The following is a 24,924-nucleotide window of genomic DNA, read 5'->3' as shown; positions in this document are numbered from 1 at the left end:
AGGATCAGAAAGCTTGTTTGAATCGATGTATTTCATCCGCAGATTATGCACGAATGCTAAGAAATCCGGAGTGCAAATATTAACCAAAAAGAAGATCGTTTTTTGATTTATGAAAGAGATCTATTAAGTTGGCTTTCTAGTAATACAGCACCAAATTGCTCACGCAGATCTTTTTTCAGCATTTTCCCTGTGCCACTCAATGGAATAGCATCCACGAAAATTACTTTATCAGGTACCTGCCATTTAGCAACTTTATCTGCATAATAATCCAAAATTTCTGTATCAGATAAATCAACATCTGGCTTTTTAATCGCAATTAATACAGGACGCTCATCCCATTTCGGATGAGTAGCTGCAATCACTGCTGCCATTGCAATTTTGGGATGTCCCATAGCTAAATTTTCTAACTCAACAGAAGAAATCCATTCACCGCCCGATTTGATCAAATCTTTTGAACGGTCACTAATTTTTAAGAAACCATCTTCGTTCAGGGTTGCAATATCCCCGGTATCAAACCAACCATCTGAGGTTAATGCAGATTCTGTTTTGCCAAAGTAATTGCCAATAATCCAATGCCCTTGGATCTGTAAATTACCCGTCGTTTCGCCATCACGTGCAACTTCGTGTGTACCGTTTTCTTCATCGGTAATACGTAAATCGACCCCAAATGGTGGACGACCTTGAGACAATCTTACTTGTAATTGTTCTTCTTCAGATAATAATAAATGTTTGGCTTTAAACTGGTTTGAAGAACCTAATGGACTGGTTTCAGTCATCCCCCAAGCATGAATCGTTTCACAGTTAAATTGTTCTTTAAAGACTTTCAACATCGCAGGTGGGCAAGCAGATCCACCCACCACATTTCGCACTAAACTTTGGAGCTGACTGCCCGCTTGCTGCGCAGCATTGATTAATCCCTGCCAAATTGTTGGAACACCTAATGCAACGGATACTTTATAGTCATCAATCATTTGTGTCAGGCTCGCACCATCTAAACCTGGGCCTGGCAGCACTAAAGTACATCCCACCATTGCCGCAGCATATGGCGTACCCCATGCATTGACATGGAACATCGGTACAACGGGCATCATAATATCTCTCGCTGAGATATTTAATGAATCCGGCATACAAATCGCATAACTGTGTAAGACTGTTGAACGATGACTATACAACACGCCTTTCGGATTGCCTGTGGTACCCGAGGTATAACATAACGAACTAGCCGATAATTCATCTAATTCTGGCCATGTATAGTCTGCAGATTGCCCCGCGATAAGTTCATCATAAAACTTCACATCGGGTACCGCTTCAACAATCGCTGCATCTGGTCCATCTAAACAAATAAAATGTTCAACAGATTTTAATAATGGTTTTACTGCTTTGATTAAAGGCAAAAAGGTTTTATCAAATAACATGACGCGGTCTGCGGCATCATTGATGATAAAAATTAATTGTTCAGGAAATAAACGTGGATTAATGGTGTGACATACATAACCACTACCTGAAATAGCGTACCAAGACTCTAAGTGACGATGGTTATTCCAAGCGATGGTCGCAACACGATCCCCTAAATTTAAACCGAGTGATGCAAGAACATTGGCAAATCGTTTTGAATTTTTATGGACTTCACCCCAAGTGGTTTTCGTAATCGTCGTGTCTGTATTTTTTGAAATTACTAAACTATCCGCATGATAGCGACCCGCATGTTCAATCATGCTACTAATCAAAAGCGGTTTAAACATCATATTACCAAGCATTCTTTGCTCCCACATTCATCCATATTGAGTTGTTGTTTTTCCGCACTGTCCTGCAGATTTTTTAAAACTTTGCGCCATGTCAAAAGTGATTATTCTTTAACGACAAGGTTGAAAGCAGTAGATATGAAACGCATATCCAAAACTGATTCTTATGTTTTAACCTTAATTGATTTTAGAATCCACTGTTTTATTGCTCAAAATATGAATGCTTTAGTGGTATAAAATGCAAAAATTAAAACTTTAGCCCTATTCAAAATATAGTCTTATTTAGTTATAACACTGCTGCTTTAAAAAATGTCGTTTTCAGTTATCAAATAATCGACTGAGTCAATTAGCATAAAAAAACCCAGTCTAGATACACTGGGTTCATTCGTTGCATTAGCCGTTGTAGTTAAGTTGAAATAGTTACAGTACTTCAAACTCAATACGACGGTTTTTCTTACGACCTTCAGGCGTAGCATTGTCTGCTACAGGCTTATTTGATCCCATCCCTTCAGTACTTAAGTTCGCCGCTGCAATATTTTTTGAAATCAGGTAGTTTTTAACTGCATTAGCACGATCTTGACTTAAACTTAAGTTTTTCTCAGGATTTCCTGAGCTGTCTGTGTGACCAATAATTCGTACTTTTTTCCCACCGACACGGTTCAATGCGACAACCATTTCATCTAAGATCTGTACCCCAGATGGCGCTAAAATGGCACTGCCCGATTCAAATTCAATAATACGATTACGTAAAGCCGCATCAATAATAGCCTGTTCAGCCTGATTGACAGAAAGCTGTGCATTGAAACGAAAAGGTGCTGTGACCAAAGACTGAAACTTGGTGGTCGTGGGTTGGATATCGTTTTGATTTGACATCTTTCCACTTAAATCGACTTGCGTTCCGCGTACAGAGAGTTTCCCCTGTTTTACTTTCTTTAAGTCATCATTAATCATCTGGCTTACGCTATTGCCCCAACCATTGGGTGCAGTAACCGCTCGAACCTGAATTTTATCAACCACATTTGCCTGACCATAGGTCAAATAGGCTTTATTTAATATTTCTTGCTTGGTTGCTTCATTCGGTACAGCTCCTTCAATCACAATAGGTTCTGCCCAGAGCAAAGCCGAACAGCCTAAAATGCACACACTCGCAAGAAATTTGGGCAACATTGGTAAGATTCTTTGCATCATTATTCTTCTATAAAAGTCTGTCTAAAAAGTTTAATGCCATGAATAAGGCTGATCTGACGCTCACTCAAAGACTGTTCCAAAACGGCTAAGCCTGCATTTTGTTCAAGATAAGGATCAATCCAACTGGCATCGATCAGGGAAACCCAATGATCACTTTGCATATTTTGGGTAAAAACATCACTGAGTGCAGTAATATCAGCACCTTGAAAACCAAATAGTAAAACAGGTGAATCACTGTGTAGGATGCCAATGAATAACTCAGCATCTTGGTTTTCGACAAAGCGACTAATCAAATTGACCCAAAAAGCCGCGATTTCATAGCAGTAACTAATATTATTGATCGGTAAGATCAACACTTTATTCAACCGAGACGTGCCCTGATGAATAATCGGTTGTAGCAGCAAACCGAGACCAATCATGCTTTGCGCCAACTGATAAGGCGTAAAATTCAATAAACGTGCAAATGAATGCAACGTATGGTGCTCATAAAAAGAAGAGGTTTCTTCTGTTCCGAATACTTGGATTTCGTTATTCAGTTTGCCTAATTTATCGAGCAAAATATCGGGATCGCGAATAGAACGCATCACTCGGTTACGCTGATATAAGTCAATCAAAGTCTGTTTATAACGATATGGTGCATACAAAATATTATCGAAAGGATCATCGATTTCTAGCAGATGAGCGAGCACCATTGGAAATTGACGCTTTGAACTGTCTTCACTGCTAATCAAATTGGCAACCAAAAAACGCTTATCTTTTGGACTGGCAATAAAGAAATCTAATGAAGGCAGTGAGTTATACGCTGCATTAAAATTGTCTGAACGCATAGCGAACTCAAGCGCCTCCGTGATCCACTGATCGATTAACTGAATCAGTGAATATTGTTCACGGCTCTTTAAGAAGTCACCACGAGCTGGACATTTCCCATAATACAGCGGTGTCGTTCTCACTTCATACATCGTCACACTCCTTGCTCTTTTGCACGAATGCCACCGCTCTCATTTTTAAATTCATCATCATGGTGTTGCTGTTCCTTGTACAACACTCATCGGTGAAGTCGCTGGTGGCGCTACAGGTGCTTGTCCTGCTGGCATCGTTTGCGCTGCTACGACACGAACACCTTTATTCGTCACCACTTGATCAACAAGAGTCATACCTGAATAGCCTGAACCTGTAGTTGGGCCAGATGCGTTACCACTAATTAAACGGAAGTTCACTTTTACAAACACTTTTGGATTTTGTTTGCTACGCCACACCATTTCAAATGAATTACCATTTTGAGTACGCTGAGCGCCTTCAATCAATCGGTTAATACCATATTCACCCGGCTCATCAAAAATCGTATGCGTTTGACCTTCCAAGTCAATTGCAGTAATACGTGCACCCGGAATTGCCCCTTTATTTGGCCACACGAAGTTCACCCATTGCTGAACACCATTTTCATACACCATACGCTGACCATCAATATCAATGGTATATGAAAGCAACTGTGTATTTTCTAATGGGAAGAATTGGAAGTTCGATTGATTGGTTGCCGCAGGTGCTGCTTGACTCAATTCCCCTGTAGCAACGCCATTACTTGGCGCAACATAGCGTTGGAAATTCGCTACAAATTGTGGATTTAAACCAATGCCCAAATCTTTCCATGTTTTCGTGGTTAAGGTATAGCCACGACGAATCACCAATGGATCTAAATATTCTTTTACAAAGCGAGCGATACTTCCGTTTTCACCAAAAATTTGGCTAATTTCATTACTGGTCGCTTGTAAAGTAGCATTACTATTAAATGGATATTTAGGTGCAAGATTGGTTGTAAATGGTTGATACGCCTGCATTGCCCATAATTTATTAATTTCGTTTTGAGCTGGAATCAAAAGAACTTCAAATGACTGAGTCACCGGCTGCATAAAGAGTTTTTGAATCAACTGTTGATCTAATTCATTCAGACCCACAGACATTTTTTCATCCACAAATTTTTGCGTGCTATTAAAGACAGAGTTTTGATCATTGATGGTTTGTTTCACCAATGTCATGCTTGCAGGCCCCATATCACCGCCACTCTTCAAATCATTGAACTTACTACGTACTTGACTCAAAGACAGCATGTATTCATCTAAAATTGATTTGTTTTGCTGATCATCACGCTTACGAACTAGTTGATAGAACACATCAAACTCTTTTGCAATAACACCTTGACCGGCTTTTGAAGCAACTTGCTGTGCCTGCTGCGCATCATCACGGCTAAGAACTTTACGTTTAAACCAGGCAATAAAGCCTTTCTGAGGTGCAGCCAGTTCTGCTTGAACAATTGGATTATCCCAGCTGGTTTCTTTTGCAATACGGTCGACAACTTTACGAATTGGCGAATTTTCAGGTTCACCTAAAATATCGATAAAACGTGACTGCTGAGCGACATCTGCGCCTTTGCCATAATGCACAGCATTTAAAAATTTACGCCATTCAGCGATATATTCCTGTTTATAAAGTTCGGTTAACTGTTTACTGATCTGGTCTGGACTACCACTAAACGTCAGGTCATCAGAACGATTGGTATTGAGTACCCAATCTTGAGTATCAGTCGGATTATTCGCGGCTTGGTTAATCGCATCTTTTACATAATCATTCCAAGCTTGGTAAGTAAAGATACCTGGCAAGGCATAACTACCCAACATGCTGTTTTGGCCTGTTTCACCTAAAATTTGCTTCACAGTCACTGCAGGGAAACGTACCGAACCACGCATTTTAATTTCATTATAAACGCGGTCACGTGCAGGAATACCCATAGTAACAGCCGTTAATAATTGACGTGTTTGATCTACCAATAAAGGATCAGATTCCATTTGCGGGAACGCAGGATCAGCAGCTAAAGTCATCGCATAAGATAAAACTTGTTCGGCTTTTTGAATCATTTCCCCACGTGGCATTTGACCACGATTTGAATCTAACCATGAACGCCAGAAACGAGTAACTTGGTCACTCAAATGGCTCGATTCCATATATTTATGATTGCTCATCATCAAATACGCCTTCAGTGCATTGTAGGCATCCTGAGGATTGGTATCCGATGGTTCTAAATATGGCTGATTTGATTTCACCGCTTGAGTAATTTGTACATTGACGTGATTTTCTTTCAACGTCGATTCATTGGCTTTGACACGTTGTAAGTACTGCGCCATATTTTGCTGAGATGGTGCTAATACAATTTGTTGAATACCTCGTAAATACTCAACTTTGAGTTTTTCACGAATTTTATTCCCTTGGTATAAACCAAAGCTATATTTCAAAGGACGATCTTCATCAAAGTGATCGAGCTGCTGTAAATGCCCTTGTAATATCAGCAATGCATCCAATTGAGTCGAAAGCTCACTTCCGCTACGGCTTTCCATTTGCACAACTTTGTCTAAGTCAGCTTGAACTTCCGCCACGAGTTGTTGGTTATTACGATACGACCAAACCCATAACCCAAGCACCACAGCAACCAATAACAATGCAGCAATAAATGCCATAAAGCGCTGACGTTTACGTGCAGGATTGATATGTTGTTTAACTAGATTTTTATCTTTTAAAATGACGGTTGAAAAGAGTCCTTTTAAGAAATAACCATGGTCTTGCGAAACAGAATTCGTAGGAATGCCAAACTCACTATCCGTACTTTTCACCAAATGAAAGTCTTCAGCGATTTGCTCCGTCATTGGACTTTCAATCACACCTTCTTGCAACGCACTGGTGAAATAGAACCCACGGAATACCGGTTTAAACTGATAAGGGTTGTCTTGAAACAACGTACCAATAAAAGTTTTGAGCACTGGCTTTAAACTTTTAAACTCAAGTGGAAATGTCATTACACTTGGAGAAATATTTTGCGAATGACGACGACTCAAGTGCGTAGTACTGACGCTCTTCAAACCATCATATAAAATTGAATAATGCTTTTCGAACATCTCAACAGCATGTTCGGATGAGTCTGGATCATAAGGTAGTGTTGCACCCCAAACTTGATCAAATTCATCCTTATCATAACAATCAAAAAATTCTGTAAAGCCAGCAATCAAATCCATTTTTGAAAAAACGATATACACTGGCGCAAAAATTTCTAAACGTTCCGTCAAATCCTGTATACGTGCGCGTAAGTTTTTGGCTAATTTGATTGATTTTTCAGGACTTTGACTAACAAGCTCCGCCACAGAAACAATCACGATTAAACCGTTAATTGGTGCTTTAGAACGGTTTTTCTTGAGAATATTTAAGAAACCTAACCATTCTGAATGGTCTTCGGCATAAACAGAATATCGACCTGCGGTATCGAGTAAGACACCATCTGTAGAGAAAAACCAATCGCAGTTACGAGTACCACTTAGACCTGCCGACACCATTTTCTGATGAGTTTCTTCAAATGGAAATCTAAGACCAGAATTATAAATCGCTGAACTTTTACCCGCTGCTGGGTTACCAATCACCATGTACCAAGGTAATTCATATAGGGCTGCATTACCCTTTTTGTCGCCGAGTTTTGATTTACGGATAAGTTGAATCGAGTCTTTCATTTGCTGATTGATCAGCGCAAGTTCTTCTTTATTTTTTTGTTTACCGTATTCAGCTTCATTATCCTTGGCAATCGCCTCAGCAAGTTCCTCGCCTTGCTGTTTATGACGATAATGCTGTACTAATTCATATATACCCCACAGAATTAATCCGAGAATATAAACAGCAACCACAATATAAAAAGTCTTTTGCGGAATCGAATTATGCATGGCAACAATGGCCACAAAAAATGACAAAGCCACCATCGCTTTAGGATTGGTGACGTACTGCCAAACATAACCGAGGATCGTATAAAATAGTGTGTTCACAATGTTCTCAATTTCGTCTTAATTCTAATTAAACAGTTTCTTGTTCAAGTTCATCTTCTACTGAAAATGCTTGAATAAAAGCAAATGTCGATTCTTGGTCTGTGCTATAAATCATGGCAGTTAACTCTTCTGGCAAGTGCATACCCAACATGAATCCAAAAATTTTTGCCAATTGCTGGGTATTTCCAAGATTCTGTTTTGTATATAAAAAATGATAGGTTTCAATCGCTGTTTCATTAAATTTATACTGTAATTTTTTCACCACTTTCATATCCGTTGCATCATCTAACATCAATAAAAAGGGTTGTTCTTGATCATACTGATCTAAATTATTCAGTGCTTGAAGCTCTAAATGACGTTTCAACTCAGGCTCATGTGCCACCACTTGTAGCACTTTATTTGGAGTTAAACCTCGAACTTGAACGTCTGAAGCAGCCAAACACCAACTCGATGCAAATTCTGCAGCAATGTATTTTTCTTGTAACCACATCTTTTCATCAATCCATTCTTGATCGATTTCAGAGTCAGCATTGAGAATCAAACTGACTTCAAACTTTTGTTTTGAAATCATCTCTAAAATGCTTAACCATTCTGAATAAGCGACTTGAGTGCCGATAAAATGTGGCTCGATATGAATTTGTTCGGGAATGATCGAAAATCCGTCAGATAAATACTGCTGAATAATTTGAGCATAATCATCATTCCATTGATGAATCAAATTATCAGCAAGCAAAATATGGACATTTAAACGATTTAAACGTGAAACTTGCTGTGCATAGTTCGCCAAATGTTCTGAATGTTCATCTTGCGTATAATCTGGATCCACCCAACCCGGATGCATACGGTACTGATATGCCAATTCACTATCATAAAAGAGTGCTGATTGCTTCAGATGCTCTGCAATTAAAAATAGACTTTCAACGTGTTGCTCTAGTTGTTGCTGAATAAGTGACTGGATTCGTTTTTCACGCATGGTGATGGCACTATATTCATCATCTGCTTCTTCATTAGTGAGTTCATCTAAATCTTTGATTCGAAATGAAAGAACAGGGAAACCGTATGCATTAAATAACTTATCATCGAGTTCAGGACTTTTGAATTGTTGAATATCTTGGATAATTTGTTCGTTTTCACCAAAACTATGCCAAGCCGCTGAAGAATAAACATTTAAACGAAATTGCTGTACATCAATAGGCTTTGGTTTTGCTTGTTCAATGGCCTCAAGTTGTTGTTGCTCAGCTTGTTCTTCTGCACGTTTTTCAGCTTCAAGTTTTTTTTCTTTTTGATGTTGAATGCCCTTGTAAAGCAAATAAGGCGACAAAATAATTGCACATAAAGCTAAAGGAAGAAGTAAAAAGTATGTGACTAAATCGAAAGCTGTCGGGTCATAGCCTGTATCTCGCCAGTAAAAAATCACGAAAGCAGTACACAAAACAAAAAGCGTACTAAAGGTTCCAATTATTAATTTCAGCATTATTATAAATTCCCCATTAAGGCATAACAGGTTTCTGTATTATCGACCTGTTTATTCGGCTGTAAAAATGCTCCCTGAGCTAAACCAATTCCGCTCAAAGAATTTAAACACACCGGTTTTATTTCTTCTTTTTGTAAAATTAAGCGCACATCCACCATTAATGTTGGACTGCACCAAGTTTGAATCATTTGTTTTAATTTTAGGCTGCGTGCCTGATTCGGTAAAAATGTTAAATAATCTTCATGATTTAAAGGTCCAATCACGATTTCAATTTTTTCGTCAATCTGTTGAATCTTCTCACCACAAAAAGTATTCAGCCCCAATAAGCTTGGCTGAGATCCACCTAAACATGTTCTCTGATCTTCTTCAAATACAAAAGTTTCAGGGATAAATTCTCGAATATCAAATTTCTGCTTAAAGATACAATTCAGCATGGTTTTTAATGCATAAGCTGTATTGTTTTGCCCCTGCATTAAACCTGAGAATTCAGCAAAATAATCATCTAAATCTGGCTGATCATGCTGGCTACGGATATAACCATTTAATGCATGTAAAATATCAAGATAGTGATTATCCTGCTCGATTTCATAACGAATAGGTAAATGATAATTTAAACTGGCATCAACATAATGTGCTGTTAATTTATGATTAAACAGCCCTAAAAACTTTTGAGTTTCGTGTCGCTGATGTCGCCCGCTGAGCTTAATCTTATTGGTATAACTATAAGGTAATGCACCTTGAATACCCGTTAAACCTACCATTAAATTTGTCAGTTCAACTTTCTCATCGTTGAACTCTAAACTTTCAATTTCAGTGTTCGGGAAGTTCAGATTAAGTGAACTATTAAACTCAAAGTCATTTGCCCAGTGAACTTGAGCCGCTCCATAAGGTGCATGTCTTAACAAACGAGTGGCTTGAACAAACTCGTAGGCTTTCGGTTCTTGGAAAAGTCCGTCAATTACAGAGCTTTCTTGCCACCAACGTTCTGCACGCATTGGTATAACTCCTGTTGACTATTTGCATCAAAAACCGAGACATCGACAAAGCTGTTCATATTGACTTTTAAATTAAAGATATGGGCCAGCAATTGACTAAATATATATAGGCTATGTCCTCTAAATATATCCGCATCGATATCGAGCTGTACTTTTAAACCTCTGACAAATAATGGAAATGGTTTACTATCCACAAGTTTCTGCGTAGTAGAAAACTGAATCTTTTTTATGGAGTCGATAATAATTTGGTTTTCTTTTGATTTAGGTAAATTATACAATTCCAAAAGTTCTTTAATATGAGAGACCGCATCGCCTTTCATTAAAGACATATTATTCAAAGATAAATGTGAAATGACCCGCCACTGTTCTTGTTTATTTTGCTCAAAATAATACGGTAACGACGGTCGTTTGAGCATCAGAGCACGACGTGCCAAATTACTATCATTCAGTGTTAATGCATTCTGATCTTTATTATAACTTTCGTAAGGTAACTCACGATTACTACACAAAAGTTCAGTACTAATAAAATCGGACTGAGTACTATGCGGGTCTAAAGCACGAGATATGATTGAATAGTTTAATTCCTGATGTTTATTCTTCATCTGCTGCGGATTTAAACTATAAAAAAACTGGACTTTATCTTGATGATAATGACTCATTGCAAAAAAAGGCAGTACCGGATAATACACTTCATCTTGGTTACTTTTTTCACGCACCATATTCATTTTTAAAATGCTATAGGCCTGAAAATATTCAGGATGGTGCGCATCTGTCACCAATGGATATTCCATTCGCTTATGATTAATCTTTTGCGGCTCTGCTTGTTTATTGAAGAGATTAACGATTGGTGTAGCAAACAATTTAAAATTTGCAGCATTTAATTCAGAATAATTTCGAATTGCCGCTTGATCGTTTAAATTAAGCTTAAAGTGCATTTGAACATCAAATTCACTGTGTTCTAAACTTAAAAACTTAATGAAATCTAAATTTAGATTTAAAAAATTGAATTTTTCAGGAACACAAAAATATTCCATCAATAAACGATATGCATGATGCGTATGCTGATCGATAGGTAGAACACTTTGAACTTCATCAAAGCCCATAATTTCAAATGGATTGGCAATATCAAAAATGTGCTGCCCCACACGAATCGAAAAACTCGTAGTCGATTTAAAAATACTATCTAAAACCTGTAAAGGAAAATTAGAAATAGCGTCTAAAAATATCGGCAAAGTTTCATTTTTGAGTAAAGCGTGCTTATTCGAAAAAATTTCAAATCCTAAGCTCAATGTAGCATTTTGATTTAAATGCATATGTGCCGATGGATGAGTTTTGAAATTGAGCTGTTTTAATTGAATCGGTAATAAAGTGACTTCTTGTACCGTCTGATATTCACATTGAACACCACGCGTACTTTTGGCTTTTAGACTGGTCGCCTTTGGAATAACGTGTCGATCTGTTAATTGCTTAATTTTATTTATATCTTCGAAGCTCACCACAGAACATGCAGGAAATGGTTTTAAATATTGAGGAAACATCACCTCAAAAATTGAACGGGTAAAAACGTCATAACTATCTGCAAGTTTTTTATCAATCCGTGCAGAAATTAGAGAAAATGCTTGAATTAAACGCTCAATATGCGGGTCATCTATTTGTTCTTGGTTTAAAGACAAACGCTGGGCGATTTTGGGGTATTTACTGGCAAATTCACGGGACTGTTGTCCAAATTCCTGTAGTTGTTTTTCGTAATACGGTAACAGCTCTTCAATCACAGATAACCCACTTCATTAAGCTCTTGGAGAAATAACATATTGTTGTGTTGTTGGTTTTAATAAGGCATCAAAAATAACCGGTTCATATAAAGGATGAATATTTAAATATGCCTGAATACTTAAACATAGTGCCCCCATATTATGACCATCCATGAGCATTTCGACTCGAATCTGCTTTAAACGCGGCTCATGTGCAGCAATCGATTGTTCAATTGACTGACAAATTTTGTCACGATCCGATGGATTTGCTGTCGATAAGCCCACAAAATCGATAATGCCAAATTGCAAAATAGACTTTTTTGCTAATGGAAAGTCATCAATCAGTTCATCTAATTTTGCCACACGACTATTGAGGAGATCCTCTAAATCGGAAGCAACAGATTCACGAAGTTCTTGCAAAGACAGACCTTGAGTCTGTTGAGCATCAGCTGGTAATAAGCGGTCAAATAATGTCGTTCTAAAACCATAAGGATAAAGCTGATCGAGATTCATATCTTCTTATAAATATTTAAAAAAATGAAAATAGAGGCTACCCAAGTTAGCCTCTATCTGAATCCATCTATTACGCTGCGTATGAAGCAGTGTTGTTAGATAATGACCACTTCTTAGTAACAGCACCTTTCGCAGTACCGTTAATATCTTGTTGGTTATATGTCCACTCTACTGCAGCATATTTCAAACCAAATGATTCGTGTGGAACACCTTCATCATTTACGGTTGGTGTCACACTAGAAACCAACACATGTTTCAGTTTGATTTGAAGATATTTAATGCGTTTGTCGCCATTCGCACGGTAAAAATCAATTTGAACTTCATCAAATGTATAACCTGCTGAACATGCTTCCCAAAGTTTAGGGCTTGTCGCATCTAAATCTTTAACAAAAACCATGTCAGAATGTTCTACACGTTCTGCGGTGTGACCACCCACACTGGAAGAAGTCGCAGATTTAGGTTGACGGATGTTATGCGTCCAAGAGTTTACTTCTAACCAACTCTTGTGCTCTGCATCACGAGATTCGCCGTCTACTTTGTACTTACCACGAAATTGAATGTATATATCTTTCATTGTTCTGAATACCTATTTATTTAAAGTTATTATAGTGTTGACCCAAAATTAATTTGAGGACTGAGGTAACTCGGTCACAAGTCGTAATGAAACAGACAACTCATCCAACTGGAAATGTGGTCTTAAGAAAACCACAGATTTGTAGTGACCAGGCAAAGCTGGATTTTCTACAACTTTTACAGAAGCTTCACGCAATGGATACTGAGCTTTAGCTTCTTGAGATGCACCATCATCAAGTAATACATATTGCGATAACCACTCATTTAAGAAGGTCTCAACATTACCTGCTGATGCAAAACTACCTACTTTGTCACGCATCATTGCTTTTAAATAATGTGCAATACGTGAAACTGCCATGATGTATTGGATCTGGCTAGACAATGCAGAGTTTGCATTAGCTGTATCGCTGTCATATTTTTTAGGTTTTTGCGTCGATTGCGCACCGAAAAATGCTGCATAATCAGTATTTTTGCAATGAACTAACGGAATAAAACCAAGATCACTCAGCTCTTTTTCACGACGGTCGGTAATGGCAATTTCAGTTGGGCATTTAAAGACCACTTCACCATCATTGGTTTTGAACGTATGGACAGGCAAGCCTTCAACTAAACCACCACCTTCTACACCACGAATCGCAGCACACCAGCCATGCATATCAAAAGCATTGGTTAAACGTGTACCAAAAGCATAAGCCGCGTTCATCCATAAATATTCATTGTGGTTTTCGCCGGAAACTTCTTCAACGAAGTTAAAGCCTTCAGTGGCAATGCCTTCTTTTGGATCATATGGCAAACGACCCAATACACGTGGCATTGTCAACGCAACATAACGTGCATCGTCACTTTCACGGAATGAACGCCATTGTACATATTCTGCTGTTTCAAAGATTTTAGATACATCACGCGGACGATCAATATCAGTAAAAGACTCTAGTCCCAACATATTCGGGCTAGCAGCCGAAATAAACGGTGCATGTGCAGCCGCCGCGACATGTGAAATTTGCTCAAGCAAATACATATCAGAAGGTGTACGGTCAAACTCAAAATCACCAATCAGTGTTGCATAAGGTGCACCACCGAATGATCCATATTCTTCTTCATAGATTTTTTTGAACAATGTGCTTTGGTCAAAATCGGTCGCACCTTGGAAATCTTTAATCAGCTCTTTTTTCGTCGTATTTAACATACGAATTTTTGTTAGAGAGTTTGAAGGCGTTTCTTGGCAGAAATAATACAAACCGCGCCATGTCGATTCAATTTTTTGAAATTCAGCATGGTGCATGATTTTACTTAACTGAGATGAAATCAACGCATCAATTTCAGCAATACGCTTATCAATTGATAAAGTCATATTGTCCGAAACGGTGATGGTACCTGCCATGACTTCTTTGGCAAGCTCACCGATCAGACTTTTTGCACGATCATGTTCTTGATCTGTACGCGCAATACGACTTTGTTCAACAATTGAATCTAAAAGCGAATATTCTTCAGTTGCTTCAAGGTTTGCAGCAGTTGCAGTATTAAAATTACTCATTTTCTGCCTCCACACTCAACTTACGAATTTGATCAGTGTTATGTAACACTTCATCCAGTAAATCTTCTAAGCGTTCATTATTTGAAATTTTATTACGCAAGTCAGACAGACGCTCACGCGCGGCAACTAACTTTTGTAATGGATCAACCTGTTGTACAACTTGCTCTGGAGTGAAATCGGCCATGCTCTTAAATGTAAGATCTACCGACATTTTTCCACCGTCTTCAGTCAAGGTATTCTCAACTTGAAAATTAGCACGTGGCGCTAAAGACTCCATTACCTCATCAATATTATCTAAATCAACATTAATGAATTTCTTGTCTTTTAATTTAGTTTTCTCTACTTCAGATGCCGCAGAGAAATCACCTAACACCCCTACAACGAATGGTAACTCTTTAATTTCTTTACCGTCGCCAACTTCAACATCGTAAGTCAATTGAACACGAGGAGGACGAATTCGTTGAAGTTTTTTCTGTACACTTTCACGTTTTGCCATGAGTGCTTTTCCTTGTTATTTATTCTTCAATGTATCGAAAGGTGAACCACCAGTAGCAGGTTTTTTCGCTGTAGCTTGCGGTTTTGCTGTCGTGGTGGTTTTCTTTTTACTTGCTGCTGTATTCGTTTGTTTAGGCTTCGTAGACGCTGTATTGGTTCGTTTTTTTGTAGGTATCGTCTGTTTAGATTTCACATTGCTCGAAGATTCAGTGCTTTTTTCACGAGCATCTGCTGCAGTAGACGTAGATTTATCAATCGTCGGCTGAATATAACGAATATTATCCGACAACACTTTGGCAGGAGAATAGGTCTGTTCATCTAGAGTACGATTTTCATTACTCCGCATATGATTCAGCGCATTATAAGAAATAGCGATACCTGCTAAAAAAGTGACATCAGTAAGTTCAGGCGACTGATAGTTCTTTTCTCGCAGCAGATTGACCGCTTGCAATGCTTTTAAATTGTAACCATTGGCTTGATATTTTTTGGCAATATCTACAAAAATTTCATTTTTTAAGTTCTCATTTTTCTTATTTTTTTTGTCACATAACTGATTATAAAAACCAATAATCTCTGGATCTGTATCACCTACTGCCAGTGGATAATTCTTTAAACAGGATTTTTTCACAGATGCCGCTTTATCTTTTGCAAAAACGGTTTGTGTTAAACTGGCTGCTAAAATTATAGGTAATAAAACACTAAATTTATTCAAAATTGCCTCTGTATTTCTACGTGCTAAAACTTAATTTATGTGGAGAAATCACCACTTATTTTCCCGTGGGTTTTCTCTTCATTTATCAAAATTAAAAATATGCTGCAGATTTAACAAAAAATAAGCACATAGAGTCAATACAAAAATGTGCCAAATACTTCAAAGTTTGTCGACTATTTGTTTTTTTTTGTTTCATTTTATAAAAAAATCTTTTTCCTTTTTTTATTTAGTCTGTATTATATCGCCTAAAGCAAGACACTAATAACATATAAGGTGTTGATTTTAAAGTTTTTATTTTTATAGCAAGAAAAAGAGATCACAGTCAAACTTGTAAAATTTCGTACTGTGGATTCTAAATTTGATGAGTTATTTATGAATAATTTAAAAGTTTTAATTACTAAACTTTCACCTCACGCCCGCATTTCACTTGAAAAGTCAGCCAATACATGTATTTCACAGCAAAATTATGAAATCGAAATTGAACATTTTTTACTCGAATTATTAACCTATAACAATAAAAATGACCTTCAAATACTCTTAGAAAAATACAAAGTTTCTGCAGATGGTTTGGCAGATGACCTCAAAGAAAGTATTGCTCAACTTCCAAAAGGAAATACGCGCACTCCTATTTTTGCCCAATCCATTGTGCGCTTACTTGAACAAGCTTGGTTATTAGCTTCTGCTGAACAAAATCCACAAATTCGTAGTGGTCATTTACTTGTTGCGCTCCTTACCGCGCCAGATTTATACCAAATTGCAGCAAGAGCTTCTTCTCTTTTCGATTTATTACCTATCGATACGATTAAACATAAATTTTTAGATCTTTGCCTAAAAAGCATTGAAAATGAAGATTTAGCAACTGCAACACTTGATGAAAAATCAGCAGCACAAACGAATGCAACTACGCCAGTTAAAACACCAGCTCTAGACCAATACACCATTAATCTTACTGAAAAAGCTAAAAATGGTGGCATTGATCCTGTGATTGGTCGTGAGTTTGAAATCCGCTTAATGCTCGATATTTTGATGCGTCGTCGTCAAAACAATCCGATTTTAACGGGTGAGCCTGGTGTTGGTAAAACTGCTGTCGTTGAAGGTCTGGCATTAAAAATTGCAACCAACCAAGTTCCAGATGCTTTAAAAAATGTCAGCATTCATACTTTAGATATGGGCTTACTACAAGCGGGTGCCAGTGTTAAAGGTGAATTCGAAAATCGCTTAAAACAAGTTATTCATGAAGTTCAAGCCTCTGCACATCCAATCATTTTATTTATTGATGAAGCACACACGTTGATTGGTGCTGGTGGTCAAGCAGGTCAAAATGATGCAGCAAACCTGTTAAAACCGGCGCTTGCACGTGGTGAGTTAAGAACCATTGCCGCAACCACATGGGCTGAATATAAGCAGTATTTTGAAAAAGATGCCGCATTAAGCCGACGCTTCCAAGTAATTCAGGTTGAAGAACCGACTGAAGAAGTCGCAATCGATATGCTGCGTGCCATGATTCCCGTGATGGCAAAACATTTCAATTTACAAATTGACGATGAAGCTATCGTTACTGCAGTCCATGCTTCGCACCGTTATATCACTGGCCGTCAATTGCCTGATAAAGCGATTAGTGTCTTAGATACAGCTTCTGCGCGTGTTGCGTTAACGCAAAATGCACAACCAGTAAAATTGGATCAACTTCAAGCTCAATTACATAATTTGAAGCTTGAATTGGCGATTCTTGAAAATGAACATAAGAATATTCCGATTCACCACGAACGCATTGAAAGTGTAAAAACACAAATATCCGCGCTTGAACAGGAGATTCAGTCAACAGAAACGCAGTGGAAAAAAGAACTCGAAATCGTTCAACAGATTAAAACGCTTGAACAAGAGTCCGAGCAAAAACCAGAAAATATTGAAACTTTAAGCAATATTCGTAACCAACTGGCAACGTTACAAGGTCAAACGCCGCTGGTTTTTGAACGTGTAAATGCTCAAATTATTAATGAAATCATTTCAGACTGGACCGGCATCCCTGTTGGTAAAATGGTGAATGATGAAATTCAGCAAATTTTGAAGCTTGAAGCACAGTTAGAACAACGTGTGATGGGGCAAGATTATGCACTGCATCAACTGGTACAAGGCATTAAAACCTCTAAGGCAAAATTGGAAGATCCAAATAAACCTCAAGGCGTTTTCATGCTGGTTGGCCCAAGTGGTGTGGGTAAAACTGAAACTGCACTCGCGTTAGCAAACGAGTTATATGGTGGTGAGTCACATTTAATCACCATTAACATGTCTGAGTATCAAGAAGCACATACCGTCTCGTCTTTAAAAGGTGCTCCTCCAGGTTATATCGGTTATGGCCAAGGTGGCGTACTGACAGAAGCAGTTCGCCGAAATCCATATAGTGTGGTTTTGCTCGATGAGATTGAAAAAGCACACAGCGATGTTCAAGAGCTATTCTACCAAGTATTCGATAAAGGTACTTTGGAAGATGGTGAAGGTCGTGTCATTGACTTTAAAAATACCACGATCTTATTGACTTCAAATGCAGGCTCAAGTGCCATTATGCAGGCTTGTTTAAATCAGCCAGTAGAAGAATGGCCGTCAGCAGAAGAACTTCTAGATGTATTAAAACCAGCTTTATATAAACAATTTAAGCCGGCATTTTTAGGTCGTATGCGTATCGTGCCGTATTTCCCATTGCACGATGATCTGCTCGTACGCATTATTCAGCATAAATTAGGCAAAATCACCGCGCGTATTGAAAAACAATATGGTACGCAAACACGCTATACCGATGATTTAGTCGAATTATTATTAAGTCGCTGTACTGAGGTCGATAGTGGTGCGCGTAATGTCGACAACATTTTAAATGCGACGGTCTTACCTGCTTTAGCCACTGAATTGTTGATGGCAATGAGTGAACAAAAGATTCCATCAGTCATTGAAATCGATGTCAAAGACGATGAAATTATTTATGTTTTAGATCCTAAAAGTAAACCTGCGAAAAAACGCAGCAGCAAAAAGACTAAAACCTTAGAAGCATAAGTTAGGAACGATGTAGAATATGAGTTTAGAGCTCGACGCTTTATTGCAACCGATTACGGACGATTTACCTTGCGGTAGTGATTTTTCATTTTCAAATGATTTTCATGCAATTAAAAAAGCTAAAACACAAGATGACCCGCTCTTGGATCAAGGCGACTGGATCGCAGAACCAAAACAGGCAGATTGGGGCTTTGTGCACCAAAAATCGTCAGATCTACTTCGCGAACATACAAAAGATATTCGCTTATATGGTTGGTTGCTTGAAGCGTGGACTCACATTCATGGTTTCGAAGGGATTGCCAAAGGGATTGAACTTACACAAAAAAGTTTGCAAGACTTTTGGCTACAACTTCATCCTGAAATTGAAGATGATGACCTTGATCAACGTCTAGGTTTATTACAAGGGATAATTAATCAAATCCCAACATTAATTAAATCAGTTTCAATCGTTCATGGCGCGGCAGCTTATTCCCTATCCGACTATGATCGACTACTTCATGTTCAAAACCAAAGACGTAAATCCAACCATGAAGATGATGATCAAGAAGAGTCTTTTAATGGTATGGAACAGTTTGAACATGCCTTGTTCAATACCTCAAAATCAATTCAATACCAGTATTACCAACAGTTTTTAGATATTTTAAACCATTGGGAAAACTTAAAAACGACTCTTGATGATTTGATGGGTTTAGATGCGCCAAGCTTTGCTGGCATTGACTCTCAAATCGAAATGATTCACTTGAGTTTAAAAAAAATCTATAAAGCAGATGCTTTTATCAATTCATCGAGCGCTGAACAGGTTCAATCAAATTCTCCAATTGAAAGCCAGACACTTTCCACTGTAACTTCCGTGCAGAATGATATGCAAATAATACAACAACAGCATACACAGCAGTTTAAACCTCAAGTGCAAAATCATCTTGAAAATCGTGAACAAGCCATGAAAGTCTTGCAAGATATTGCTGACTATTTTCAAGTGAATGAGCCGCATAGCCCTGTCAGTTATATGCTGCAAAAAACCATTAAATGGTCACAAATGCCTCTACATGAATGGTTAACTCATGTGATTAAGGAGGAAAACCCTCTTGAAGCTGTACAAGAAATGTTAGGTGTTCAGCAACAAAGTAATGAATCGAATAGCGACTGGTAAAAACAATGTTTAAAGCAGAAAAAATTTTATGGGGTGAAGGATTATTTTTACGCCCGCAACACTTTCAATTACAAGATGCTTATCATGAACAGCGTTTAAACCATACGGTTCGCGCAACAATACCGTTCGCTTATGGTATTCAAAGTTTAATTTTTGATGAATCACAACTCAGTACTAATATTTTGGCTTTGAATAAAGTCGAAATGATTTGGCAAGATGGCGAGATTTATCAAGCACCTGCACAAGATTTATTACCTGAGCCTATACTACTTGATTCATTAAATTTACGTGGTGAAATGCAAATTTATTTAGCATTACCGATCGTTCAACCGAATAAACGAAACGTCAATTTTGAAGAAAATACCCAATCGAGTCGCTATCATTCACATTTGACTGAAACTCATGATTTGTTTACAGATGCGACGGCTGCTGAAATTACTTTATTACACCGCCGTGCAGAGTTTAAAATCTTTGAATTAGGCCAAGAACCACAGCACAATCTTGATGGTTTTCTTTACATGCCTATTGGCCGAATTAAGCGCCAAAGTTCAGGTAATTTTGTTTTAGATTATCAATTCATTCCACCAATATTACATATTAGTTCGTGTGATTCGCTGATTACTGGGCTTAAACGAACGCTCAATATTATCAAAGCTAAAATTAAAACCATTCAATCGAATAATCGTGAAAACGAACAAAAGTTAATTGAATTCCGTTCAGGTGATATTGTGTCATTTTGGTTGGTTAATGCGCTGAATACTGCACATGCGACCTTAAATCATTTATTGCAATATCCACTGATTCATCCTGAACGTTTGTATTTTGAATTATTACGTCTGACAGGTTCTTTACTCACCTTCTCTACAGCTTATGATGTAGATCAACTCCCACAATATCAACATCATAATTTGCAAGAAAGTTTTGCTCAATTAGATGTGATTTTACGTGAGTTGCTCGATACGATTATTTCAAATCGATATATCAGTATTAACTTGAAAGAAACCCGTCAATCCTACTGGGTGGGCAGTCTTGAAAGTGACAAAATTACTCGCGATTCGCGCCTGTATTTAGCTGTTTCAAGTAGTGTAATGCCTACACATGACATTATTTCTTATGTACCACTGCGGTTTAAAGTCGGCAATACTGTCGATGTTGAACAGCGTGTCATGGCAGCATTACCGGCTGTTCCATTGCAACATATGATGCAAGTGCCAACAGCAATTCCGGTACGTTCAGGTGTGAGTTATTTTGAAGTTGAGCCAAATAATGATTTGTATCAACGTATGCTTGATTCTGAATCCATCTGCGTTTACATACCAGCTGGCTTCCAAGATATCTCGATTGAACTTATTGCAGTGATGAATGGTTAAGGAGCAATCATGAATATTTCAAATAATGCCCCTTCACTTTTTGACGATGGTCAAATTGGATTAGGCTCTTCAAAACCAAGTGCTGAACCGAAAATCAACAGTTCAACCAATTTAGTTGATCTACTGCATGATGGTTTTTACATCGTATTCTTACTCAAAAATCAATATGTTCCATCCAGCCCTGAAAGTTTCAGGACAAAAATTATGGATCTATTAAACCGATTTGAAAGCCAAGCCCGTAAGCTTCAATTCAGCAATGAAGATATCACGGACGCAAAATATGCCTATTGCGCTTTATTAGATGAAACCATTGTCACCCAACAAGATGCACGCTTTTTTGATTTACAAAACAATTGGATGATGAATCCATTGCAATTAAGTCTTTTTGGTTCACAGCTTGCGGGTTACCGCTTTTTTGAAAATTTAGAGCAAATTCGTTCTAAGAATAAAGATCGTTTAGCAGCACTTGAAGTTTATCATTACTGCATGCTCCTTGGTTTTCATGGTAAATACCGACTTGAATCGATTGAAATGCTCAATTCACTCGTTGCACGTGTCGGTGATGAAATTGATTATATGAAAGGTAAAAAGGCGTTTTCGCCTTTCGCGGCATTACCGGATCAAATTAAAAACATTATTCACCGTGAATTACCATTTTTTTGGATCATTATCTTTTGGGCTTTGTTTGCTGTATTAGCATTTGGTGGACTGAGATATATGTTATCTAGCCAAAATAATCAGGCGTTATCACAATATCAAAACGTCATAACTGCCCCATCGGAACAGGCTTATATCACCATTCATTTACCATAAGACTTAGACACCATGGCAAACGAAAAATCGAATAACGTTAGAATTTTACAGTCGACTCAAAAAAATAATTTACCGCCTTTAGCTCATGCTGCGATTGGCTTTCTTGTTGGTGCAGCGGTGATTATTGTTGTTGGCCTGGGATATTTTTATCTAAATTCTGACGATCAGCCTACAAATGCAGAAATGACTACTTCTGCCCCAACTGAAGATAAAGTTGAAACTGAGGCATCCGCTGTACCTCGTCAAAACGAAAATGAGCAAGCTTCAGCTGAAAAAGCGCAGCAAACCGTTCATGCAACTGAAGAAAAAGATCCGGATAATGACTTATATTCGAATGATTTAGCTACTGCTTTCAATCATGGTAACACGGCTAAGGCAACTCAGCCTGTTCAAGCTGTGGCGAATAACCGTTCACCTTTTGAAATTACCCAACCGCAGCGCCCTGTTGTAGCTGCTACAACAACCGTTAAATCACATATTCCAAATACTATAGCGAAACCAAAAGCTTCGCCAACAACGGCCAAGGTGACCAAGCCTACAGAGCCATCTACGAAAGTAGTGAAAGAAGATGAGCACTTCGAAGAACCGATGGGCGGAACGCAAATTTCTGAAACCAAACGTCCAAAAGTGGTTGCTGCAACAAGCACTGCCAATGCGACTGTGAGCGCTACAGTTTCTCCATGATCATTTTTTTGGTTAGTTGTTTCTTTGTCTTAGCACTGGTGACAGTGCTTTGCTTTTCTTATGAGCTAAGAATTAAAGTTCAAGATTTTTTCTTTCAAATCATTCCACAAAGTAAAAAAAGAATTCAACACGCCAAAAATTTTGCTTATGAACTGAACTATGCTGCAGCACCACAACAGATTCAATCACACTGGCATTTACAACAATGGTGGATTTTATTTGCAGGCTTTTTACTGTTTGCCAGTATTTTATTATTTGCTTTTACTCGCCCGATTACTGCAAGTAAAGTAGAAGCAGATTATTTACGCAAAGTCGATCCTCAAATTTACTCGATGCTCGATGGGCAAGTTTTAGATGCCCCTCCTGAAGTCGAAGAATATCTTGTTCAAGAAGCAATTGCAGAAGAAGCTGCAATGATTGAGCAGCCATCTGTTATGGCCTCAAGCTTTAATCCAGAAGTTCAAGATATCCATACGCATTCATACTCTACGGATGTGCCTTCAGCAGATCGTAAATGGCATAAAATGAACCCTCGTTATAAGCAGCGTTTATTGATGGTGTTCAAAATCATGCGTGAACAACATGGCTATGAAATGATTTTGCTTGAAGGTTATCGTAGTCCAGAACGTCAAAATAATTTAGCCACCAATAAAAATACCACTCGTGCCCGTGGCTTCCAAAGTTATCATCAGTTTGGTTTAGCAGCCGATGTCGCCTTTAAACGCAATGGAAAAGTGGTCATTACTGAACGAGACCCTTGGGCTATGCGTGGTTATCAACTTTACGGTCAAGCCGCTGAGTCTGTCGGTTTAACATGGGGCGGACGCTGGAAATCCATTCAAGATTATGGCCATACAGAATATCGTATGCCAGGCCTGAAAAAAACTGCAGAGATGGCGGCACTACTCACCTCTGAAGGTCAGCTTCAAGCCAATAATATTTCAATTGAGTAATATTTCGATGTTGTGCCTTCAAAATATAATTGAAGGCACATTGTATTATTCTAGATAATTTTGTATTTGCTCTATTACTTCAGTTGTTTTTTCTGCATGTAACCAATGGCCTGCGCCTTCTATCTCTACAATTTTCGCATTTGGAAATTGTTGTTCTATCGTATTGGTATGTTCCACTTTTGAAATATAAGGTGACTCTCCACCTTTGATGAACAATACAGGCTGTTGCCAAGTATTTTCAATATTTTCCCAACCAATAATCTGGTCATATTGTTTATACAACGCATCTACATTAAACAACCATTGTCCTTTGCTAAAAGACTTGAGCAGAAACTGTATCACCATATCGAAATGAATATACTCACGCATAATTTCAACCGCTTGTTGTCTAGATTGAATTTGTGCATTTTGTACAGCGATCAAAGCTTTAAATATTTCATCATGATGACGTTCTTGATATGCAAAGGGCGCGATATCCAGTACAACAAGTTGCACTACCCGCTCTGAGATTAAAGCCAATTGCATTGCGACCTTTCCTCCCATGGAATGGCCAATCACTGAAAACTTATCGATGCCAATTACATCTAATGTCTCAAGTACATCGTTTGCCATTTCACGATAATTCATTTCTGTACTTTGAGGTGATTTACCATGATTTCGTAAATCGAGCTGAATCACTGAATGTGAATTTTGAAAAGCTCTGGCAAGCATCCCTAAGTTGCTCAGGCTGCCAAATAAACCGTGAATAAAGACTAGTGGATGCGTTTCGCCTTCTAATTTTTGATGATATTCGTAATTTAGGATCATTTCTGAATACTATGTTAAATTGACATTATGATGCCTAGTTGATGGAATGAAATCAAATGACCGTTAAAATTTATTAATCACACTTAGGCTATTTTATGTAACAACTATTTAATTTGCTTAGGCTATTTAATAAAATGAAATAGCGAGCTATAGCTAAATACCAAATAAATCATTACAGTAATCTTTAAATAATTTATCAATATCTTTAACTCTAAACTTAGTTCGAATCGCCTTGACTCGTGACCACATATTTTCTATTGGATTTAAATCTGGAC

Annotated in this window: 19 protein-coding genes; 6 read left to right on the top strand and 13 right to left on the bottom strand. The window is 38.0% G+C overall.

The features are described 5' to 3' along the window. Positions 1 to 107: 107 nt before the first annotated feature. The 12 genes from FTT88_RS14810 to FTT88_RS14755 all read right to left on the bottom strand — a co-directional run bounded on the left by FTT88_RS14810 (position 108) and on the right by FTT88_RS14755 (position 15,827). Positions 108 to 1,757, bottom strand: coding sequence for a long-chain-fatty-acid--CoA ligase (locus FTT88_RS14810; protein ID WP_180005365.1), 1,650 nt, complete (start codon positions 1,755 to 1,757; stop codon positions 108 to 110). Between the two features lie 405 nt (positions 1,758 to 2,162). Continuing rightward, the gene (locus FTT88_RS14805; RefSeq protein WP_257222640.1) at positions 2,163 to 2,909 is read right to left on the bottom strand and encodes an OmpA family protein; all 747 of its coding nucleotides are present in this window, start codon (positions 2,907 to 2,909) and stop codon (positions 2,163 to 2,165) included. 20 nt (positions 2,910 to 2,929) lie between these two features. Then, positions 2,930 to 3,889 carry a type VI secretion system-associated protein TagF gene (gene tagF / locus FTT88_RS14800; RefSeq protein WP_180005367.1) on the bottom strand — a complete coding sequence of 320 codons (960 nt, stop codon included), beginning with the start codon at positions 3,887 to 3,889 and terminating at the stop codon, positions 2,930 to 2,932. A gap of 57 nt (positions 3,890 to 3,946) precedes the next feature. Further along, on the bottom strand, positions 3,947 to 7,780 hold the full coding sequence (gene tssM, locus FTT88_RS14795; RefSeq protein WP_180005368.1) for a type VI secretion system membrane subunit TssM: 3,834 nt from the start codon (positions 7,778 to 7,780) through the stop codon (positions 3,947 to 3,949). A gap of 28 nt (positions 7,781 to 7,808) precedes the next feature. Beyond that, on the bottom strand, positions 7,809 to 9,254 hold the full coding sequence (locus tag FTT88_RS14790) for a hypothetical protein (RefSeq protein WP_180005369.1): 1,446 nt from the start codon (positions 9,252 to 9,254) through the stop codon (positions 7,809 to 7,811). 2 nt (positions 9,255 to 9,256) lie between these two features. Further along, positions 9,257 to 10,249: a type VI secretion system baseplate subunit TssG gene (gene tssG / locus FTT88_RS14785; protein ID WP_180005370.1), complete on the bottom strand. Its 993-nt coding sequence runs from the start codon at positions 10,247 to 10,249 to the stop codon at positions 9,257 to 9,259. Continuing rightward, positions 10,213 to 12,021 (bottom strand): type VI secretion system baseplate subunit TssF, encoded by a 1,809-nt coding sequence (gene tssF / locus FTT88_RS14780; RefSeq protein ID WP_180005371.1) that lies wholly within the window; start codon positions 12,019 to 12,021, stop codon positions 10,213 to 10,215. Before tssF ends, tssG begins: the two co-directional genes overlap by 37 nt. Before the next feature lie 15 nt (positions 12,022 to 12,036). Next, the gene (tssE, locus tag FTT88_RS14775) at positions 12,037 to 12,513 is read right to left on the bottom strand and encodes a type VI secretion system baseplate subunit TssE (RefSeq protein WP_078190770.1); all 477 of its coding nucleotides are present in this window, start codon (positions 12,511 to 12,513) and stop codon (positions 12,037 to 12,039) included. Positions 12,514 to 12,583: 70 nt separating this feature from the next. Next, a complete protein-coding gene (locus FTT88_RS14770; protein WP_078190771.1) occupies positions 12,584 to 13,087 on the bottom strand; it encodes a type VI secretion system tube protein Hcp in 504 nt (167 codons plus the stop codon). A 48-nt stretch (positions 13,088 to 13,135) separates the two neighbouring features. After that, the gene (tssC, locus tag FTT88_RS14765; protein WP_168379480.1) at positions 13,136 to 14,620 is read right to left on the bottom strand and encodes a type VI secretion system contractile sheath large subunit; all 1,485 of its coding nucleotides are present in this window, start codon (positions 14,618 to 14,620) and stop codon (positions 13,136 to 13,138) included. Further along, entirely contained in the window at positions 14,613 to 15,116 is a 504-nt protein-coding gene (tssB, locus tag FTT88_RS14760) for a type VI secretion system contractile sheath small subunit (protein ID WP_078193364.1), read from the bottom strand. Before tssB ends, tssC begins: the two co-directional genes overlap by 8 nt. A 15-nt stretch (positions 15,117 to 15,131) precedes the next feature. After that, the gene (locus FTT88_RS14755) at positions 15,132 to 15,827 is read right to left on the bottom strand and encodes a hypothetical protein (RefSeq protein WP_180005372.1); all 696 of its coding nucleotides are present in this window, start codon (positions 15,825 to 15,827) and stop codon (positions 15,132 to 15,134) included. Between the two features lie 372 nt (positions 15,828 to 16,199). Here FTT88_RS14755 and tssH point away from each other — a divergent pair, with 372 nt between their 5' ends. From tssH to FTT88_RS14725, 6 genes are read left to right on the top strand one after another with little or no spacing between them, the layout of a single operon-like run. Continuing rightward, complete coding sequence (gene tssH / locus FTT88_RS14750; RefSeq protein ID WP_180005373.1) at positions 16,200 to 18,872, top strand: type VI secretion system ATPase TssH; 2,673 nt, start codon at positions 16,200 to 16,202, stop codon at positions 18,870 to 18,872. A 19-nt stretch (positions 18,873 to 18,891) separates the two neighbouring features. Beyond that, complete coding sequence (gene tssA, locus FTT88_RS14745; RefSeq protein WP_180005374.1) at positions 18,892 to 20,022, top strand: type VI secretion system protein TssA; 1,131 nt, start codon at positions 18,892 to 18,894, stop codon at positions 20,020 to 20,022. A 5-nt stretch (positions 20,023 to 20,027) separates the two neighbouring features. Further along, positions 20,028 to 21,392, top strand: a complete 1,365-nt coding sequence (gene tssK / locus FTT88_RS14740) for a type VI secretion system baseplate subunit TssK (protein ID WP_180005375.1) — start codon at positions 20,028 to 20,030, stop codon at positions 21,390 to 21,392. A 9-nt stretch (positions 21,393 to 21,401) separates the two neighbouring features. Further along, a complete protein-coding gene (gene icmH, locus FTT88_RS14735) occupies positions 21,402 to 22,205 on the top strand; it encodes a type IVB secretion system protein IcmH/DotU (RefSeq protein WP_111885479.1) in 804 nt (267 codons plus the stop codon). A 12-nt stretch (positions 22,206 to 22,217) separates the two neighbouring features. After that, positions 22,218 to 22,889 (top strand): hypothetical protein, encoded by a 672-nt coding sequence (locus tag FTT88_RS14730; protein WP_180005376.1) that lies wholly within the window; start codon positions 22,218 to 22,220, stop codon positions 22,887 to 22,889. Then, positions 22,886 to 23,842 carry a M15 family metallopeptidase gene (locus FTT88_RS14725; protein ID WP_180005377.1) on the top strand — a complete coding sequence of 319 codons (957 nt, stop codon included), beginning with the start codon at positions 22,886 to 22,888 and terminating at the stop codon, positions 23,840 to 23,842. The genes FTT88_RS14730 and FTT88_RS14725 overlap by 4 nt, the downstream gene beginning before the upstream one ends. Before the next feature lie 45 nt (positions 23,843 to 23,887). On the opposite strand, the gene FTT88_RS14720 is transcribed toward FTT88_RS14725, so the two are convergent. Next, on the bottom strand, positions 23,888 to 24,649 hold the full coding sequence (locus FTT88_RS14720) for an alpha/beta fold hydrolase (RefSeq protein WP_168379488.1): 762 nt from the start codon (positions 24,647 to 24,649) through the stop codon (positions 23,888 to 23,890). Positions 24,650 to 24,924: the final 275 nt, after the last annotated feature.

It is taken from the genome of Acinetobacter sp. YH01024 (assembly GCF_013420195.1).
GTDB classification, from domain to species: Bacteria; Pseudomonadota; Gammaproteobacteria; order Pseudomonadales; family Moraxellaceae; genus Acinetobacter; species Acinetobacter amyesii.
This window is presented reverse-complemented; position numbering and strand designations above follow the sequence as displayed.

What these genes read in the sequence shown, in the direction of transcription:
- FTT88_RS14790 (WP_180005369.1), bottom strand. Translation starts at nt 9,254, where the DNA reads ATGCTGAAATTAATAATTGGAACCTTTAGTACGCTTTTTGTTTTGTGT.
- icmH (WP_111885479.1), top strand. Translation starts at nt 21,402, where the DNA reads ATGAATATTTCAAATAATGCCCCTTCACTTTTTGACGATGGTCAAATT.
- tssC (WP_168379480.1), bottom strand. Translation starts at nt 14,620, where the DNA reads ATGAGTAATTTTAATACTGCAACTGCTGCAAACCTTGAAGCAACTGAA.
- tssH (WP_180005373.1), top strand. Translation starts at nt 16,200, where the DNA reads ATGAATAATTTAAAAGTTTTAATTACTAAACTTTCACCTCACGCCCGC.
- tssG (WP_180005370.1), bottom strand. Translation starts at nt 10,249, where the DNA reads ATGCGTGCAGAACGTTGGTGGCAAGAAAGCTCTGTAATTGACGGACTT.
- FTT88_RS14810 (WP_180005365.1), bottom strand. Translation starts at nt 1,757, where the DNA reads ATGCTTGGTAATATGATGTTTAAACCGCTTTTGATTAGTAGCATGATT.
- tssK (WP_180005375.1), top strand. Translation starts at nt 20,028, where the DNA reads ATGTTTAAAGCAGAAAAAATTTTATGGGGTGAAGGATTATTTTTACGC.
- FTT88_RS14725 (WP_180005377.1), top strand. Translation starts at nt 22,886, where the DNA reads ATGATCATTTTTTTGGTTAGTTGTTTCTTTGTCTTAGCACTGGTGACA.
- tssE (WP_078190770.1), bottom strand. Translation starts at nt 12,513, where the DNA reads ATGAATCTCGATCAGCTTTATCCTTATGGTTTTAGAACGACATTATTT.
- tagF (WP_180005367.1), bottom strand. Translation starts at nt 3,889, where the DNA reads ATGTATGAAGTGAGAACGACACCGCTGTATTATGGGAAATGTCCAGCT.
- FTT88_RS14720 (WP_168379488.1), bottom strand. Translation starts at nt 24,649, where the DNA reads ATGATCCTAAATTACGAATATCATCAAAAATTAGAAGGCGAAACGCAT.
- tssB (WP_078193364.1), bottom strand. Translation starts at nt 15,116, where the DNA reads ATGGCAAAACGTGAAAGTGTACAGAAAAAACTTCAACGAATTCGTCCT.
- tssA (WP_180005374.1), top strand. Translation starts at nt 18,892, where the DNA reads ATGAGTTTAGAGCTCGACGCTTTATTGCAACCGATTACGGACGATTTA.
- FTT88_RS14805 (WP_257222640.1), bottom strand. Translation starts at nt 2,909, where the DNA reads ATGTTGCCCAAATTTCTTGCGAGTGTGTGCATTTTAGGCTGTTCGGCT.
- FTT88_RS14730 (WP_180005376.1), top strand. Translation starts at nt 22,218, where the DNA reads ATGGCAAACGAAAAATCGAATAACGTTAGAATTTTACAGTCGACTCAA.
- FTT88_RS14770 (WP_078190771.1), bottom strand. Translation starts at nt 13,087, where the DNA reads ATGAAAGATATATACATTCAATTTCGTGGTAAGTACAAAGTAGACGGC.